This is a genomic window from Azospirillum sp. VT-I1, assembly GCF_055698305.1.
In genome coordinates this window covers 1,513,864-1,529,467 of record NZ_CP168800.1, presented here as the reverse complement: position 1 = coordinate 1,529,467, position 15,604 = coordinate 1,513,864, and the positions used below count along the sequence as shown (strand labels likewise).

At 69.3% G+C, this 15,604-nt stretch carries 12 protein-coding genes and 1 other RNA gene; 5 read left to right on the top strand and 8 right to left on the bottom strand.

Annotated features, from left to right (window positions below):
* Window positions 1–2: 2 nt before the first annotated feature.
* Window positions 3–1,898: a DNA polymerase III subunit gamma/tau gene (locus tag AB8P05_RS07330; protein ID WP_472757470.1), complete on the bottom strand. Its 1,896-nt coding sequence runs from the start codon at window positions 1,896–1,898 to the stop codon at window positions 3–5.
* 103 nt (window positions 1,899–2,001) lie between these two features.
* Window positions 2,002–2,099, bottom strand: an RNA gene (gene ffs, locus AB8P05_RS07325) — signal recognition particle sRNA small type.
* Between the two features lie 150 nt (window positions 2,100–2,249).
* Here ffs and AB8P05_RS07320 point away from each other — a divergent pair.
* A complete protein-coding gene (locus tag AB8P05_RS07320) occupies window positions 2,250–3,428 on the top strand; it encodes an AAA family ATPase (protein ID WP_455172566.1) in 1,179 nt (392 codons plus the stop codon).
* Between the two features lie 62 nt (window positions 3,429–3,490).
* On the opposite strand, the gene AB8P05_RS07315 is transcribed toward AB8P05_RS07320, so the two are convergent.
* Complete coding sequence (locus AB8P05_RS07315) at window positions 3,491–4,684, bottom strand: phosphoglycerate kinase (RefSeq protein WP_455172565.1); 1,194 nt, start codon at window positions 4,682–4,684, stop codon at window positions 3,491–3,493.
* Window positions 4,685–4,977: 293 nt separating this feature from the next.
* Here AB8P05_RS07315 and AB8P05_RS07310 point away from each other — a divergent pair, with 293 nt between their 5' ends.
* Both AB8P05_RS07310 and AB8P05_RS07305 read left to right on the top strand, forming a co-directional pair.
* Entirely contained in the window at window positions 4,978–6,582 is a 1,605-nt protein-coding gene (locus AB8P05_RS07310; RefSeq protein WP_472757469.1) for a CYTH and CHAD domain-containing protein, read from the top strand.
* Between the two features lie 12 nt (window positions 6,583–6,594).
* Window positions 6,595–7,218: a nucleotide-binding protein gene (locus AB8P05_RS07305; RefSeq protein ID WP_472757468.1), complete on the top strand. Its 624-nt coding sequence runs from the start codon at window positions 6,595–6,597 to the stop codon at window positions 7,216–7,218.
* A 42-nt stretch (window positions 7,219–7,260) separates the two neighbouring features.
* Here AB8P05_RS07305 and AB8P05_RS07300 read toward each other — a convergent pair whose 3' ends face one another.
* The 3 genes from AB8P05_RS07300 to AB8P05_RS07290 all read right to left on the bottom strand — a co-directional run bounded on the left by AB8P05_RS07300 (window position 7,261) and on the right by AB8P05_RS07290 (window position 9,913).
* Window positions 7,261–8,043 carry a methyltransferase domain-containing protein gene (locus AB8P05_RS07300; protein WP_472757467.1) on the bottom strand — a complete coding sequence of 261 codons (783 nt, stop codon included), beginning with the start codon at window positions 8,041–8,043 and terminating at the stop codon, window positions 7,261–7,263.
* Window positions 8,044–8,135: 92 nt separating this feature from the next.
* The gene (locus AB8P05_RS07295; protein WP_455172561.1) at window positions 8,136–8,324 is read right to left on the bottom strand and encodes a hypothetical protein; all 189 of its coding nucleotides are present in this window, start codon (window positions 8,322–8,324) and stop codon (window positions 8,136–8,138) included.
* Between the two features lie 119 nt (window positions 8,325–8,443).
* Window positions 8,444–9,913, bottom strand: coding sequence for a sensor histidine kinase (locus tag AB8P05_RS07290; RefSeq protein WP_472757466.1), 1,470 nt, complete (start codon window positions 9,911–9,913; stop codon window positions 8,444–8,446).
* A 122-nt stretch (window positions 9,914–10,035) separates the two neighbouring features.
* Here AB8P05_RS07290 and rfaE1 point away from each other — a divergent pair, with 122 nt between their 5' ends.
* Window positions 10,036–11,481, top strand: coding sequence for a D-glycero-beta-D-manno-heptose-7-phosphate kinase (gene rfaE1 / locus AB8P05_RS07285; RefSeq protein WP_472757465.1), 1,446 nt, complete (start codon window positions 10,036–10,038; stop codon window positions 11,479–11,481).
* Between the two features lie 50 nt (window positions 11,482–11,531).
* Here the strand turns inward: rfaE1 and AB8P05_RS07280 are convergent, their stop codons facing one another.
* On the bottom strand, window positions 11,532–11,690 hold the full coding sequence (locus AB8P05_RS07280; protein WP_042443141.1) for an entericidin A/B family lipoprotein: 159 nt from the start codon (window positions 11,688–11,690) through the stop codon (window positions 11,532–11,534).
* Window positions 11,691–11,954: 264 nt separating this feature from the next.
* Between AB8P05_RS07280 and lpdA the strand changes: the two genes are divergently transcribed.
* Window positions 11,955–13,352: a dihydrolipoyl dehydrogenase gene (lpdA, locus tag AB8P05_RS07275; RefSeq protein WP_472757464.1), complete on the top strand. Its 1,398-nt coding sequence runs from the start codon at window positions 11,955–11,957 to the stop codon at window positions 13,350–13,352.
* Window positions 13,353–13,434: 82 nt separating this feature from the next.
* Here lpdA and AB8P05_RS07270 read toward each other — a convergent pair whose 3' ends face one another.
* Window positions 13,435–15,582: a methyl-accepting chemotaxis protein gene (locus AB8P05_RS07270; protein ID WP_472757463.1), complete on the bottom strand. Its 2,148-nt coding sequence runs from the start codon at window positions 15,580–15,582 to the stop codon at window positions 13,435–13,437.
* Window positions 15,583–15,604: the final 22 nt, after the last annotated feature.

Below are 15,604 nucleotides of genomic sequence, written 5' to 3'. Positions count from 1 at the left end.
GGTCAGTACTCTCCTTCGTCGTCGAGGGGGTAATAGACCCCATCGTCCTGCTGCTGAACCATGAAATCGGGTGTCTCGCCGTCATCCGCAACCGCCGCACTCTCCGCCGCGGCAACTTCGGCGAGGTCGCGGATGTCGATGATCTTCGCGCCGCTGAAGGCGTCGAGCACGGCACGCACCACCGGGTTGGCCTCCGCCTCCGACAGGGCACGGCGCTTTTCGGCCTGATCCTGCTCGGCCAGCGTCGGCTGGGCCGGGCCGTCGGACAGTGCGACGATCCAGCGCTGGCCGGTCCATTCGGTCAAGAACTGCCCGACCTTGGCCGGCAGGGTCGGCGGGGCGGCGGGGCGGAGCTTCAGCTCCAGCCGGCCCGGCTCCATGCGGACCAGCTGCACCGTCTCCATCAGATAGCCGTAGAGCGCGCCCTCGCGCCGGTCGGAGAACAGCTGCACCAGCGCGCGGAAGTCCGGCGGCATCGGCGACAGCTCTTCGCCCGCCGGGACGGCGACGGGGGCAGGGGTGGCGGCGGGGGCCGCCTGTGCCACCGGCGCGCTCTGCGGCTGGGCGGAGCCCATGGAGCGGGCGACGGCGTGGGTCGCCATGGAGGGGGATTGGCTGGCGACGGCGACGGGACCGCCGCCACCGCCGGGGCCGCGGCCGCCGGGCGCACCCGCTCCGCCATTGGCCTGCTGGGCCTGGAACTGGCGGATCAGCTCGCCCGGCGTCGGCAGGTCGGCGGCGTAGGACAGGCGGACGATCACCATCTCCAGCGCCTGCTGCGGCACCGGGGCGGCCTGCACCTCGTTCAGCCCCTTCAGCAGAAGCTGCCAAGCACGGGTCAGCGCCGGCATGCCGAGCTTGGCCGACAGAGAGGCGCCGCGCGTGCGCTCGGCTTCCGGCAGGGAGGGGTCGTTGGCGCTGTCGGGCACCACCTTCAGGCGGGTCAGGTTGTGGACGAGGTCCAGCAGGTCCTGCAGGATCACCACCGGATCGGCGCCGACGCGGTGCAGGTCGGCCAGGATGTCCATCGCCTCGGCGGGCTTGGCGGAGACTGCGGCCTCGAACAGGTCGATGACGCGGGTGCGGTCGGCCAGACCCAGCATGTCGCGCACCTGCTGCGCCGTGACCGTGCCGGCGGCTAGCGCAATGGCCTGATCGAGCAGCGACAGCCCGTCGCGCACCGACCCGTCGGCGGCGCGCGCGATCAGGGCGGCGGCATCCCCCTCGATGTCGGCGCCCTCCAGGGCGGTGACGCGGGTGAAATGCTCCTTCAGCACCTGGGCGTCGACGCGGCGCAGGTCGAAGCGCTGGCAGCGCGACAGCACCGTGACCGGCACCTTGCGGATCTCGGTGGTGGCGAAGACGAACTTCACATGGCTCGGCGGTTCCTCAAGCGTCTTCAAGAGCGCGTTGAACGCGCTCTTCGACAGCATGTGGACCTCGTCGATGATGTAGAGCTTGTAGCGGGCCGACACCGGCGAGTAGCGCACGCCGTCGATGATCTCGCGGATGTCGTCGACGCCGGTGTGGCTGGCGGCGTCCATCTCCATCACGTCGACGTGGCGGTCCTCGGCGATGGCGCGGCAATTGTCGCAGACGCCGCAGGGGCTGACCGTCGGTCCGCCGGTGCCGTCCGGGCCGGTGCAGTTCAGCGCGCGGGCGATGATGCGGGCGGTGGTGGTCTTGCCGACGCCGCGCACGCCGGTCAGCATGAAGGCCTGGGCGATGCGGCCGGATTGGATGGCGTTGGTCAGGGTGCGGACCAGCGCGTCCTGCCCGATCAGCTCGTCGAAGGTCTTCGGCCGGTATTTGCGCGCCAGCACCCGGTAAGCCTGCCCGGTGGCGGGAGCCGCGGCGGGGGCGGGAACGGCGGTGATGTCGGCGGTGGTATCGGTCACGCGGCTGGCCTGTCGAAACGACGGGAGGGGATTTGCGGCCGCAGGATAGCGGCCCGGCGCCGCGCTGTCGCCGTCTGTTTCGTGCTGGCAATTTTCGAGAAGGGTGGGAGACTGGACGAACGACCCGAGCCGTAACTCGTTGCGGCTGCTTCCTTCCGGACCTGACCGGGTTGGCGAGGGACTCGTCCGACGCCAGCCTCCCGCCGCTGTTATGGACATTCGCTCAGGCGGATGCAAGGGGAAACGGTTGGTGTGCGGGGATCGTTGCGCAGTCCGCAGCGGACTATTGAAGATTATTTCCAGGACTATAAATTATGGTTCAATCCATAATTGGTCCTAAAGAGGCCGCCCGTGCCATCCCAACCCGCCTCCGCATCCGCGCAGAAGTTCCTGTTCCACCGGCCGAAGCTGGCGGCATCCCTGGCCGACATCGTGACGGGGGATGCTCCGATCGGTGCGGAGCCGACGCTGTGCCTGGCGGCGCCGCGGCGGACTGGCAAGAGCACTTTCCTGCGTCACGATCTGGGGCCGGAGTTGGAGAACCGCGGCATCCTGTCGGTCTATGTCGACCTGTGGGCGGACATGGCGGCCGATCCGGCCCATCTGATCGCCGAGGCGCTGAAGGCCGAGCTTCGCCGGGCCGACAGCTTGCCGGTGAAGGCGGCGCGGGCGGTCGGACTGGCCAAGCTGGGTGTCGGCGGCGTGTCGGTCGACATCGACCGGATCGGGCAGGCGCAGGGGACCACGCTGGCCGACGCGCTGGAGGCCCTGCTGGAGCGGACCCACAAGCGCATCGCCCTGCTGGTGGACGAAGCGCAGCACGCGCTGACGACCGAGGCCGGACTGAACGCCATGTTCGCGCTGAAGGCGGCGCGTGACCGGCTGAACACCAGGGACGATGCCCGCGACGGGCCGAACCTGATGATCGTGCTGACGGGCTCCCACCGTGACAAGCTGAGCCGACTGGTGCTGAACCGCGACCAGCCCTTCTTCGGGACCAGCGTGCGCAGCTTTCCGCTGCTGGATCGCGCCTATACCGATGCCTATACGGACTGGATCAACGCCCGGCTGGCCGAAGGCAACCGCTTCGATGCCGACGATGTCTTCGCGGCCTTCGACGCGGTCGGGCGGCAGCCGGAAACCCTGATGCGGATCCTGTCGGATGCGGCGTTGCTGGTCGGCGATGCCGGCGACCTGAAGCGGGCGCTGGCGGATGGCGCGACCGAACTGCGCCAGCGGGTGTGGGACGATTACGAGTCCGCATGGTCGGGGTTGACGCCGTTGCAGCAGGCGGTGGTCGAACGGCTGGCGGTGGAAGGGCCGCAATCCGCACCTTTCTCCGCCGCGGCTCTGCAAGCTTATGCCGACATGGTCGGGGAGGCGGTGGAGCCGCCGGCGGTCCAGGCTGCCATCGAGGCGTTGCGGCAGAGGAACATCCTGTGGCGGTCGGCACGCGGGCAGTATGCGCTCGACGATCAGGGAATGGCGGAGTGGCTGAAGGCCCGACCGGAGAAGGCTGGGCAGGGGTGAAAAACAAAAAGGCTCCGGACCGAAGCCCGGAGCCTTTCGCATTTGCGATCCCGTGGAACCGCTTACTTCTTCAGCGCCGCGACACCCGGCAGTTCCTTGCCTTCCAGCCACTCCAGGAAGGCGCCGCCGGCGGCCGAGACGTAGGTGAACTTCTCTTCCGCACCGGCATGGGCCAGCGCCGCGACGGTGTCGCCGCCGCCGGCGACCGACAGCAGGCCGCCCGATTCGGTGCGGGCGGCGACCAGACCGGCCACGGCGTTGGTGCCGGCGTCGAAGGGCTGGATTTCGAAGGCGCCGAGCGGGCCGTTCCAGACGATGGTCTTGGCGCCCTGCAGCTTCACGCCCAGGAACTCGACGGTGGCCGGGCCGATGTCGAGAGCCATTTCATCCGAGCCGATGGCGTCGAAGGCGACGACGCGGTTGGCCGCACCGGCCTTGAACTCCTTGGCGACGACGAAGTCCTTCGGCAGCAGGATCTCGCAGTTGGCTTCCTTGGCCGTCGCCATGATGGCGCGGGCCTGGTCGGCCATGTCCTTCTCGCACAGAGAGGCGCCGACGTCGGTGCCCTGGGCGAACAGGAAGGTGTTGGCCATGCCGCCGCCCAGCACCAGCAGGTCCACCTTGCGGACCATGTTGCCGAGCAGTTCCAGCTTGGTGGAGATCTTCGCACCGCCGACGACGGCGGCGACCGGGCGCTCCGGCTTCTCCAGCGCGAGCGTCAGGGCCTTCAGCTCGGCCTCCATCAGGCGGCCGGCGGCGTTCGGCAGCAGGCGGGCCACACCCTCGGTCGAGGCATGGGCGCGGTGGGCGGCGGAGAAGGCGTCGTTGACGTAGATGTCGCCCAGCTCGGCCATCTGCTTGGCGAAAGCCGGGTCGTTCTTTTCCTCTTCGGCGTGGAAGCGGGTGTTCTCCAGCAGCACGATGGCGCCGTCATGCACCTTGGCGATGGCCTCCTTGGCCTTGTCGCCGACGCAATCCTCGGCGAAGGCGACCTTCTGGCCGACGGCGGCGCTCAGCGCGTCCAGCACGTTGCGCAAGGAGTTCTTGGCGTCCGGGCCGTTCTTCGGGCGACCGAAATGCGACAGGACGACGACCTTGGCGCCCTTGGAGGACAGCTCCTTCAGGGTGGGGGCGAGGCGGTCGATGCGGGTGGTGTCGGACACCTTGCCGTCCTGCATCGGGACGTTCAGGTCGGCGCGCACCAGCACCGTCTTGCCGCTGACCTCGAGGTCGTCGATCGTGTTGAAATCGGTCATCTTCACACTTCCCCTAATAATGGCCGTTTCCCGTTGGGGATCGGCCCTGAGTGATTTGGCGGAACCCAATCACAGCGCCGACCGCATTGCAACGCCCCAAGGGTGGGGTGAAATGGGGCATATTGACCCTGCAACCCCTGTCAAAGCGCTGCGAACGAAAGGAAGACGCGGGGGCAAAGGCTACTGCAACCCCAGGCTTCTGCAACATTTCCGTAACTTGACCCTGTCCGTGGCCTGTGCAAACACCCAACTGTAGGCCATTGGGCCGCAAAACGGGGGTTGAAGCGCAGGCGATGGCTGAGGCGGACATCAACCGCGAGACGGAATTGAAGCTGGCGGCGAAGCCGGAAGACTTCGACACGCTGCGTGCCGCTTCCGCCATTGCGGACCGGACGAGCGGCCCGGCAACGACGAAGACCCTGGAAAGCACCTATTACGACACCGAAGACCGCCGGCTCGCCGCGCGCAAGGTGACGCTGCGGGTGCGCAAGACCGGCGACGGCTATGTCCAGACGGTCAAGTCCGCGCCGGACGAGGACGGGCTGGGCCGCGGGGAATGGGAATGCGCGGTGACCTCCGCCGCACCCGACCTGACGCTGATCACCGACGCCGCCGCCATCGAGCTGCTGGGAACGCTCAGCGAATCGGAACTGCAGCCTGTCTTCACCTCGGTCGTCGAGCGCACGATCCAGGACGTGACTCTGGGCGAGGGCGATGACGCCGCCTCCATCGAGGTCGCCTTCGACCGCGGCCGGCTGCTGCTGCCCGACGGCCGGTCCCGCGACCTGTGCGAGGTGGAGCTGGAGCTGAAGAGCGGTCCGCCCGCCGCACTCTACGATCTGGCGCAGGAACTGGCGAAGGCCGCGCCGCTGCGGCTGGAGATGCGCAGCAAGGCGGAACGCGGCCATGCCCTGGCCGATGGCGCCGCCGACAAGGCGCTGAAGGCGGAAAAGCTGCTGCTCGATCCGGAGACGACGGTGGAAGGCGCGGTGGCCCGCATCGTGCGCGCCTGCATCGCCCACATGGTCGCGAACGAGGCGGTGACGCTGGCCGGCGAGGATCCGGAGGGCGTGCACCAGATGCGCGTGGCGCTGCGCCGGCTCCGCTCGGCCATCGCGCTGTTCCGGCCCTTCATTCCGGCCATGCAGTATCTCTGGCTGGTCGGCGAGATCAAATGGCTGGCCGGCAGCCTGGGGCCGGCGCGCGACTGGGACGTGTTCGGCGAGGAACTGCTGGCCCCGGTGCGCGACGCCTTCCACAGGGCCGACGGGCATGGCCGCTCGGCAGTGGAGGATCTGGACACGCTGGCCGCCGCCGCCGAGGCGAAGCGGCTGCGCGCCTATGAGGGCGTGCGCGAGGCGATCCGGTCGGACCGCTACACCGCCTTCCTGCTGGGCGTCGGCAGCTGGGTGGAGAAGCGCGGCTGGCGCGACCAGCCGGTCAGCGAGGAGTCGGTGCGGCTGTTCCAGCCGGTGATCGGGCTGGCCGACCATCTGCTGAACAAGCGCCACAAGAAGGCCAAGCGGGCCGGCCACGGCTTCGCCCATCTGCCGGTGGCCCAGCGCCACCAGCTGCGCATCGCCCTGAAGAAGCTGCGCTATGCCGTGGAGTTCTTCCGCAGCCTGTACGACGACAAGCCGGTGCGCCGCTACATCCAGCAGCTTGCCGCCCTGCAGGACGCGCTGGGCCACCTGAACGATGTGGCGACGGCGACGCGGCTTCTGCATGAACTGCACGACGACGGCAGCCGGTCCGCCCCCGGCGAGCCGCGCGCCGCCGGCATCGTCATCGGCTGGCACGCCCGCGGGGTGGCCGACACCGAAGCGGCGCTGGTCGCCCTGTGGCATGATTTCACCGACACCAAGCATTTCTGGTCGAAGCCGGACCCTGCGGTGTAGAGTCCCAGGGACATGCTCACGATCCTCGTCGCCAACATCAAGGGCGGCTGCGGCAAGACGACCGTCGCCACCCATCTCGCCGCCGCGTCCGCCGCGGCGGGCCTGCCCACCGTGCTGGCCGACGTGGACCGTCAGCACTCCTCCCTCGGCTGGCTGGAGCGCCGGCCGGGACAGGCGCCGGCGCTGGTCGGACTCGACTGGGCCAAGGACTTCTCCGATGCGCCGCGCGGCACCAAGCGGCTGGTGATCGACGCGCCCGCCGCGCTGAAGACCAAGCAGATCGAGGATCTGGTGAAGATGGCCGACGTCGTCGTGCTGCCGGTGCTTCCCGGCGCCTTCGACGAGCAGGCGACCCAGCGCTTCCTCGGCAAGCTCGACGAGTTGAAGCGCATCGCCAAGAAGAAGACCACGGTGGCGGTGGTCGGCAACCGCATGCGCGCCCGCACCAAGGCGGCCGACCGGCTGGACCGCTTTCTCGGCGGCATCGGCCATCAGGTGGTGACCCGCCTGCGCGACAGCCAGATCTATGCCGACGCGGCCGAAAGCGGCCTCAGCCTGTTCGACATGCCGGGCAAGCGCGCCGCCGAGCATCGCGGCGACTGGCAGCCGCTGCTGAGCTACATCGACGGGGTTTGAAGGGGCGCGGGGCGCGGGGCGCGGTTGCCCCCTCCTTCTCCCCTACACCCGCACCACCATGAACAGCCATTTGGTCGGGATCAGCGTGTTGCCGCTGGAATGCTCCGGATAGGCCGTCTCCAGACGGCGGCGGTAGGCGGCGAGGAAGCGGTCCAACTCGGGGCCGGTCAGCCGGTCCATCACCGGGACCAGTGCCGCCTGATGCAGCCATTGCAGAAGCGGAACGTCGCCGTCGAGCGGATGGTAATACTCGGTCTCCCACAGCTCGATGGAGGCTGCCTGCGGGCCGAGCCAGTCATAGTAATCCTGGGCGCCCCAATTCCGGCCGTCGGTCAGCGGAGCCGCGGGCCATGCGCCGTGCAGCCGGTCAGCCCATGGACCGTCGGAGGCGGTCTCCAGAAGCAGGCGGTGGGCGGTCTGGTCCTGCGGACGGGGCAGGGCGACGGCCAGCACCCCGCCGGGGCCGAGCGATTGCAGCAGTTCGGGAAACAGCCGCTCATGGCCGGCCACATGCTGCAGCCCGCCGGCGGAGATGGCGAGATCCACCGGCCAATGCGGGCGCCAGACCGCCAGATCGGCGTGGAGATAGCGCACGGCGGACGGCGTGTCGGCGGCCCAGCGCAGCATCGCCCGGGAATGGTCGACCGCCAGCACCTCGGCCTGCGGCCAGCGCGCCGCCAGCAGCCGCGACAGCTGCCCGGAACCGCAGCCGAGATCGACGATTAAGCGTGGCGCGAGGGAGGAAGGGAGCGCCGCCGTCAGGTCGATGACGGGACGGCGGCGCAGGACATCGAGCGTCGCGAAGGCGTCAGGGTCCCATGCCATGCTGTGTGTCATGTGGCACCCGCTCTGTTGGGCTCGCGCCCTCCAGCCTTCGCGTCGACCGTCGGGGCTTCGCGGACGGAAGCCCCCTCAGGTCAGTGGGCGGAGCCCATGCGGTCGAAATAACGGCCGATCGACGCGAAGATGAAAAGCACGCAGCCGAGGAAGACGATCAGGCCACCGATGGCGAACGCATCGTCCGCCGCCCGCGAGGAGGCGAGCAGGCCGACGAAAGCCATGATGCCGGCGAGGATGGGATTGATCCAGTAAGAGAGAGCTTTCACGTCCCGAAGTCCTTTCAGAACAAGGCGTTGTCAGAGGGGAAGCGCCCGCCTCCCGCCCCGCCGGGCTTCCCGCGAACGCTTCGTCATTGAAGGGATTCTGCGGGACGGAACCCGCGGAATCAATGCGACACAAAAGTCTTGTGCCCTGCAACATCTACCGGATCGGTTTCCGTGTTGCTTTGCGGTATGTCAAGCGCGAAGACCGTTCCGGCGGCATCGCTGCGCACCAGCCGCAACTCCCCGCCATGCGCGCGCAGCACCTCCCGCGCGATGGCGAGGCCGAGCCCGACGCCGCCGGCCCGGGCGGAACCGGCGAAGGGCTGGAACAGGTTCTCCCGCGCCCGCGGCGCCAGTCCGGGGCCGTTGTCGGCGACCGTCAGGGTCAGCAGGCCGTCGGCTCCCGGCCGGACGGCGATCCGCACCTGGCTGGCGCCGGCCTGCACCGCGTTGCGGCCGAGATTGACCAGGGCGCGGCCGAACTGTGCCGCATCCACCGGCGCTGGCGTTCCGGCGGGGATGTCGTTGATCCACTCTGCCTCGACCCGGCCGCCGTCGGGATGAGGGGTGGCGAGCACCTCCGCGCCCGCCTCCTCCGCCAGCCGGTGCAGATCGACCGGCCGGGACGACAGGGGCCGGACGCCGTCGCGGGTGAAGGACAGCGTCTGGCCGCACAGCTCCACCGCCCGGTCCAGCGAGGCGACCAGCCGCGGCGTCACCCGCCGCACCTCCGGGTCGGCGCTCTCCGTCAGCCGTTCCGACAGGAGGGAGGCGGTCGAGAGGATGCCGCGCAGGTCGTGGTTGATCTTCGCCACCGCGGTGCCCAGCGTGGCCAGCCGTTCGCGCTGGCGCAGGGCCGCGCGCACCGTGTCCTGCATGGCGGCAAGCTCGCGCTCCGCCACCCCGATCTCGTCGCGGCGGCGGCCCGGCACCAGCGGCGGGGCGCCGTCGGGGTCGCGGCGGAAGGCGACGACCTCCGCCGTCAGGCGGCGCATCGGCCGCACCAGCAGCGCATGGAGCGTGAGATAGACCAGGATCGCCGCGATCAGCGAAATGGCGACCGACACCGCCAGGATGCGGCGGGAGAACTCCAGCATCGCGTCGATCAGCGGCCGTTCGTCCATCGTCACCTCGACGCGCTGGGCCGGGTCGTTGGGCGAGCGGTCGATGACCCGGATCACCCGGTTGCGCGGCGGTCCGAAGGCACCCTCCAGCGCCATCCACAGGGCGTGGCCGGCATCGACGAACTGCATGCCCATGCCGGTGCCGCGCAGGTCGTACACGGCATCGGCCGGGGGCGGCATCGGGCGCGACAGCATGTAGACCCGCGCGCCCGGCTGGATCAGGTCGATGACGTGGGTGCCGGTGTAGGCCAGCAGTTTCGCCTGCAGCTCCTTCGTCACCATCAGGTCGGGCGCGGCCTCCACCGACAATGCGGCGATGTGGGCGGCGGCCAGCCGTTCCTCCAGGTAGCTCATGCGGAAGCGCGCGATGGAGGGGGCGTAGATCAGCACCTCCGCCAGCAGCACGAACAGGATGGTCAGCACCAGCAGCTTGGCCGACAGGCTGGTCGCGACGGTGGGGCGGGGCATGGGCGGATGGAACGGAGCGTGTGTTGCAGGAACGCCATCCTACGACGGTGACAAACGAGCGTCACCCCCGCCGGGCCCCCGATCCGCTGGCGTTACCGCTTTGGCATTGGTAAGACAGCGCCATGAGCGACCTTGCCCGTCACATCGACTCCCTGTCGCGCGCCAACGTGCTGTGCCTTGGCGACGTGATGCTCGACCGTTTCGTCTATGGTTCGGTGGACCGGGTGTCGCCCGAGGCGCCGATCCCCGTACTGCGCGTGGAGCGCGAGGTGCCCAAGCTGGGCGGCGCCGGCAATGTGGCCGCCAACCTGGTGGCGCTGGAGGCGGCCTGCCGCTTCGTCTCGGTGGTGGGGCGCGACGGCATCGGCACCGACCTATTGGCCCTGCTGCGGCGCGAGGGCGTCAGCGACGGCGCCATCGTGGTGGAGGACGGGCGCCAGACCACCGTAAAGACCCGCTTCATCGCCGGCCAGCAGCAGCTTCTGCGCACCGACGTCGAGACGGTGGTGCCGATCACCGTCGCCGACCGCGTGCTGGAGCGGGTGCGCGAGCTTCTGCCCGACGTGGGCGGCGTCATCCTGTCCGACTACGGCAAGGGCGTGCTGACCGACGATCTGGTGATGGCGGTGATCGCCGCCGCAAGGCAGGCCGGGCGCACGGTGGTGGTCGATCCCAAGGGCCGCGACTATCGCCGCTATCGCGGCGCCGACATCGTGACGCCCAATCGCAAGGAACTGATGGAGGCCACCGGCCTGCCGGCGCGGACGGACGAGGAGGTGATCGCCGCCGCCCGCCACCTGATCGCCACCTGCGGCATCGGCGCCGTCGTCGCCACCCGCAGCGAGCAGGGGATGTCGGTGGTGACGGCCGCGGACGCCGTGCATCTGCCCGCCGAGGCGCGCGAGGTGTTCGACGTGTCGGGCGCCGGCGACACGGTGGTGGCGACGCTGACCGCCGCGCTGTCGGTGGGGATCGATCTGGTGGACTCGGCGCGGCTGGCCAATCTGGCGGCCGGCATTGTGGTGGGCAAGGTCGGCACCGCGGTCGTCCGCTCTGCCGAGCTGCTGGCCGGCCTGCACGAGCAGGAATGGCGCCAGGGCGAGGAGAAGGTGGCGACCCGCGACACCGCGGCGGAGCGGGCGGAGCGCTGGCGGCTGCGCGGCAAGCGCGTGGGCTTCACCAACGGCTGCTTCGACCTGCTGCACCCCGGCCATATCTCGCTGCTGAAGCAGGCGCGTGCGGCCTGCGACGTTCTGGTCGTCGGGCTGAACAGCGACGACTCGGTGAAGCGGCTGAAGGGCGAAAGCCGGCCGGTGCAGAACGAGACGGCGCGCGCCACGGTGCTGGCGTCGCTGGGCTGCGTCGATCTGGTGGTGATCTTCGGCGAGGACACGCCGGAAACGCTGATCCGCGCGCTACGCCCGGACGTGCTGGTCAAGGGCGCCGACTACACCATCGCGACGGTGGTGGGGGCGGATTTCGTGCAGAGCTATGGCGGAAAAGTGGTGCTGGCCGAGCTGGTCCAGGGCCAGAGCACGACCAACACCATCAAGCGCATGAAGGGCTGACGGGGGAGCCGCGGCTGGCGGACGCTCCCCCGGTCGGCACCTTGTCGGGCTTACATCTTCTTCTGGACGTTGTCGGCGCCACGCTCGATGGCGCGGCCGCCGGCCTGCACGTCCTGGCCCGCACCCTCGACGGTGTTGCAGGCGGCCAGCGTGGTGCCCAGCAGGGTGCCGAGGACGGCGAGCAGGGCGAACTTCTTGACGGTGGTCATGGTCTGTCTCCGTTGCGGTGGCGCTGTGATGCCGATGGGAACGCAAGCGGGGCCGTAAAGGTTTCCCGATCCGATGGGGGAGGGGGCCTGCTCAAAAGGGGTGCCCTTCGCTTCGGCTTCGTCCGAACCCGCAGAGACGAAGTGTCCCGTTGCCACGGGGCGTGAGCGCGGGCATAAATCGCCCCGCGGAAGATCCCGCGTGCCCTCCCCGCTGGATGGGACGGCTTTTGGCAACGAGCAAGAATGGCGAAAGGAAAGCCTCTCATGGCTGAAAGCACTTTTGACGTCGTTGTGATCGGCGGCGGTCCCGGCGGGTATGTCTGCGCGATCCGCGCGGCGCAGCTCGGCTTCAAGGTCGCCTGCGTGGAGAAGCGCGGGACCCTGGGCGGCACCTGCCTGAATGTGGGCTGCATCCCGTCCAAGGCTCTGCTGGCGGCGTCGGAGAAGTTCGAGGAAGCGGCCCACGGCCTCGCCAAGTTCGGCATCAAGGTCGGCGGCGTGGAACTGGACCTGCCGGGCATGCTGGCCCACAAGGACAAGGTCGTTAAGGACAACGTCGGCGGCATCGAGTTCCTGTTCAAGAAGAACAAGGTCACCTGGCTGAAGGGTGCCGGCAAGATCACCGCCCCGAACACCGTCGAGGTCGAGGGCGTCGGCACCGTCACCGCGTCGAAGGCGATCGTCATCGCCACCGGCTCGGACGTGACGCCGCTGCCGGGCATCGCCATCGACGAGAAGCGCGTGGTGTCCTCCACCGGCGCCCTGTCGCTGCCGGAAGTGCCGAAGCATCTGGTCGTCATCGGCGGCGGCGTGATCGGGCTGGAGCTGGGTTCCGTCTGGGGCCGGCTGGGCGCCAAGGTGACGGTGGTCGAGTATCTCGACCGAGTGCTGCCGACCATGGACAACGAGCTGTCGAAGCAGGCCCAGCGCATCTTCGCCAAGCAGGGCATGGACTTCAAGCTGAGCACCAAGGTGACCGGCGCATCGGTGACCGAGGCCGGCGTGTCCCTGACGGTCGAGCCCGCCGCCGGCGGCGAGGCGCAGACCATCGAGGCCGACACCGTCCTGGTCGCCATCGGCCGCCGTCCCTACACCGAGGGCCTGGGGCTCGAGGCGGTCGGCGTCGAGCTGGAGCGTGGCCGGGTCAAGATCGACCACCATTTCCAGACCAACGTGCCGGGCATCTACGCCATCGGCGACGTGGTGGAAGGCCCGATGCTGGCCCACAAGGCCGAGGAGGAGGGCGTCGCCCTCGCCGAGCAGCTGGCCGGCCAGAAGAGCCACGTCAACCACGACCTGGTTCCCGGCGTCGTCTACACCTGGCCGGAAGTCGCCGCCGTCGGCAAGACCGAGGAGCAGCTGAAGGCCGCGGGCATCGCCTACAAGGCCGGCAAGTTCCCGTTCACCGCCAACGGCCGCGCCCGTGCCGGCGGCAACACCGACGGCTTCGTGAAGATCCTGTCGGATGCCTCCACCGATCAGGTGCTGGGCGTCCACATGATCGGCCCGAACGTGTCGGAGATGATCGGCGAGCTGGTGCTGGCCATGGAGTTCAGCGCGTCGGCCGAAGACGTCGCCCGCACCTGCCACGCCCACCCGACCCTGTCGGAAGCGGTCAAGGAAGCGGCGCTGGCGGTGGACGGGCGTCCGCTGCACATCTGATCAGCGGACCGCAAGATCCGTAACGACGAAAGGCTCCCCGCCGTTGGCGGAGGAGCCTTTTTCGTTGTGGCCGCTCCGCCCGTCAGGCCGCGCGGATGGTCGACAGGAAGCCGTTCACCACGTTCCGCAACCGGCCGGCGTCACCGGCGAGCTGGCCGGAGACCGACAGGACGTTCTCGGCGGAATGGCCGGCTTCGACGGCGGCACTGCGGACGTCGGCGATGGTCTTCGTCACCTCCTGGGTGCCGCTGGCGGCCTGCTGGACGTTGCGGGCGATCTCGGCGGTGGCGGAGCCCTGTTCCTCCACCGCGGCGGCGATGGCGGTGGAGATCTCGTCGATCTGGGCGATGATGCCGCCGATGCCCTTGATCGCTCCGGCGGTCTCGTCGGTGACGCGCTGCATGCCGGTGACGTGGCCGGCGATCTCCTCCGTCGCGCGGGCGGTCTGGCTGGCGAGGCTCTTCACCTCCTGCGCCACCACGGCGAAGCCCTTGCCGGCCTCTCCGGCGCGGGCGGCCTCGATGGTCGCATTCAGCGCCAGCAGGTTGGTCTGGCTGGCGATGTCCTGGATCAGCTGCACCACCGTGCCGATCTTCTCCGCCGCCTCGGTCAGGCTCAACACCTGCCCGTTGGCCTGCTGGGCCGCCTCCACCGCCTCGCGGGCGATCTGGGCGGAGCGGTTGACGCGCTCGCCGATCTCCTGGATCGAGGAGGAGAGCTGTTCCGTGGCGCTGGCGACGGTCTGCACGTTGCTGCTGGCGTCCTGGGAGGCGCTGGCGACCACGCCGGCCTGCTGGCTGGTCTGGGTCGCGGTGGCGGTCATCGCCTGGGCGGTGCCGTTCATGGACTGGGCGGCGCGGTCGACGCCGTCCACCACATTCATCACCTGGGCCTCCAGGTCGTTGGCGAGCTGCAGCATGGCGGCGCGGCGTTCGGCGTCGGCCTTGGCCTGATCCTCCGCCCGCTGGTCGATCATCCGCTTCAGGTCGGCCAGCATCTTGCGCAGGGCGTCGGCGAGCGCGCCGACTTCGTCGGACTGGCGGATGTCGAGCGTCTGGTCGAAGCGGCCGGCGGCGATGCCTTCGGCGAAGGCGACGCTGGCGCGGATCGGCCGGGCGACGCCGCCGGCGACCACCCACATCACCGCGACGGCGCCGAGTGCCACCAGCGCGCCGACGGCGACCTGCCACAGGATGCTGGAGTTGGCACGCTCGCCGAGCGCGGAGGACAGCGCCATGCCGTCGGCCAGCACGATGTCCTTCGGCACCTGCACCAGCACCGCCCACGGCTTCTCGGTGTTGCCCATGGTGATGGGCGCGAAGCTGCGCAGCATGTTGGTGGAGGATTCGATGTCGACATGGGCCTTGCCGGCCTGGACATTCGCCAGATCGGCCTGCCAGGAGGTGTCGAAGGTGGAGATCGGCTGCCCGATCAGGTCGGGCCGGGCGCTGTGGGCGACGATCAGGCCCATGTTGCTGATGATGACGACTTGGCTGCGGCCGTTGAACACCGCGGCGCTGACCTTGGTCGACAGCTGCTGGACGAAATCGAGGTTGAAGTCGGCGCCGGCCACGCCACGGAACTTGCCGTTGATGACGATCGGCACCGACAGGGTCGCCAGGAAGACCTGCTTGCCCTGCACGATGTAGGGCAGGGGATCCAGGACGCTTTCGCGCCCATGCTCCTGCGGGCCGATGTACCAGCCGCCCTTCATGACGCCGTTGGGATGGCGCTCGCGGCTGTCATATTCGACCAGCGGCTGCATGGCGATGCGGCCGTTCTGGTCGCGGTTCCAATAGGGAAGGAAGCGGCCGGTGGCGTCGGTGCCGGTTTCGCGGCGGTTGCGGAACTCTTCGTCCCGGCCGTCGATCGCGTTGGGCTCCCAGGCCGAATAGGTGCCGTTGAACAGCGGGTTGCGCTTCAGGACCGACAGAAGAACGCCGTTGAAGGCGTCGCGTCGCCGCTCCGGCAGGACATGGCCGGGCGCCCCTTCGTCGGCAAGGCTGGCGAAGCTGGCCGCCATGGTGCGGGCGGCGTTCAGCGCGGTGTCGAACTCCGACCGCAGCAGGCCGGCTTGGGTGGCGGCGAGATTCTGCAGGGATTCCGTCGTCTTGCTTTCGAGAATCCGCTCGACATTGCCGGTTACGAACTCGTTGCTCGAGCGTGTCGACAGGATGCCGAAGCCGACGAGCACGGCGACGGTGCCCGCCAGACACATACCCGACAGCATGGCTATCTTCGTTTGGATAGAC

Excerpts from the sequence above, each read along its gene's own strand:
- AB8P05_RS07280 (WP_042443141.1), bottom strand. The coding sequence starts at position 11,690 with ATGACCACCGTCAAGAAGTTCGCCCTGCTCGCCGTCCTCGGCACCCTG.
- AB8P05_RS07315 (WP_455172565.1), bottom strand. The coding sequence starts at position 4,684 with ATGACCGATTTCAACACGATCGACGACCTCGAGGTCAGCGGCAAGACG.
- AB8P05_RS07310 (WP_472757469.1), top strand. The coding sequence starts at position 4,978 with ATGGCTGAGGCGGACATCAACCGCGAGACGGAATTGAAGCTGGCGGCG.
- AB8P05_RS07270 (WP_472757463.1), bottom strand. The coding sequence starts at position 15,582 with ATGCTGTCGGGTATGTGTCTGGCGGGCACCGTCGCCGTGCTCGTCGGC.
- lpdA (WP_472757464.1), top strand. The coding sequence starts at position 11,955 with ATGGCTGAAAGCACTTTTGACGTCGTTGTGATCGGCGGCGGTCCCGGC.
- AB8P05_RS07290 (WP_472757466.1), bottom strand. The coding sequence starts at position 9,913 with ATGCCCCGCCCCACCGTCGCGACCAGCCTGTCGGCCAAGCTGCTGGTG.
- AB8P05_RS07305 (WP_472757468.1), top strand. The coding sequence starts at position 6,595 with ATGCTCACGATCCTCGTCGCCAACATCAAGGGCGGCTGCGGCAAGACG.
- rfaE1 (WP_472757465.1), top strand. The coding sequence starts at position 10,036 with ATGAGCGACCTTGCCCGTCACATCGACTCCCTGTCGCGCGCCAACGTG.
- AB8P05_RS07300 (WP_472757467.1), bottom strand. The coding sequence starts at position 8,043 with ATGGCATGGGACCCTGACGCCTTCGCGACGCTCGATGTCCTGCGCCGC.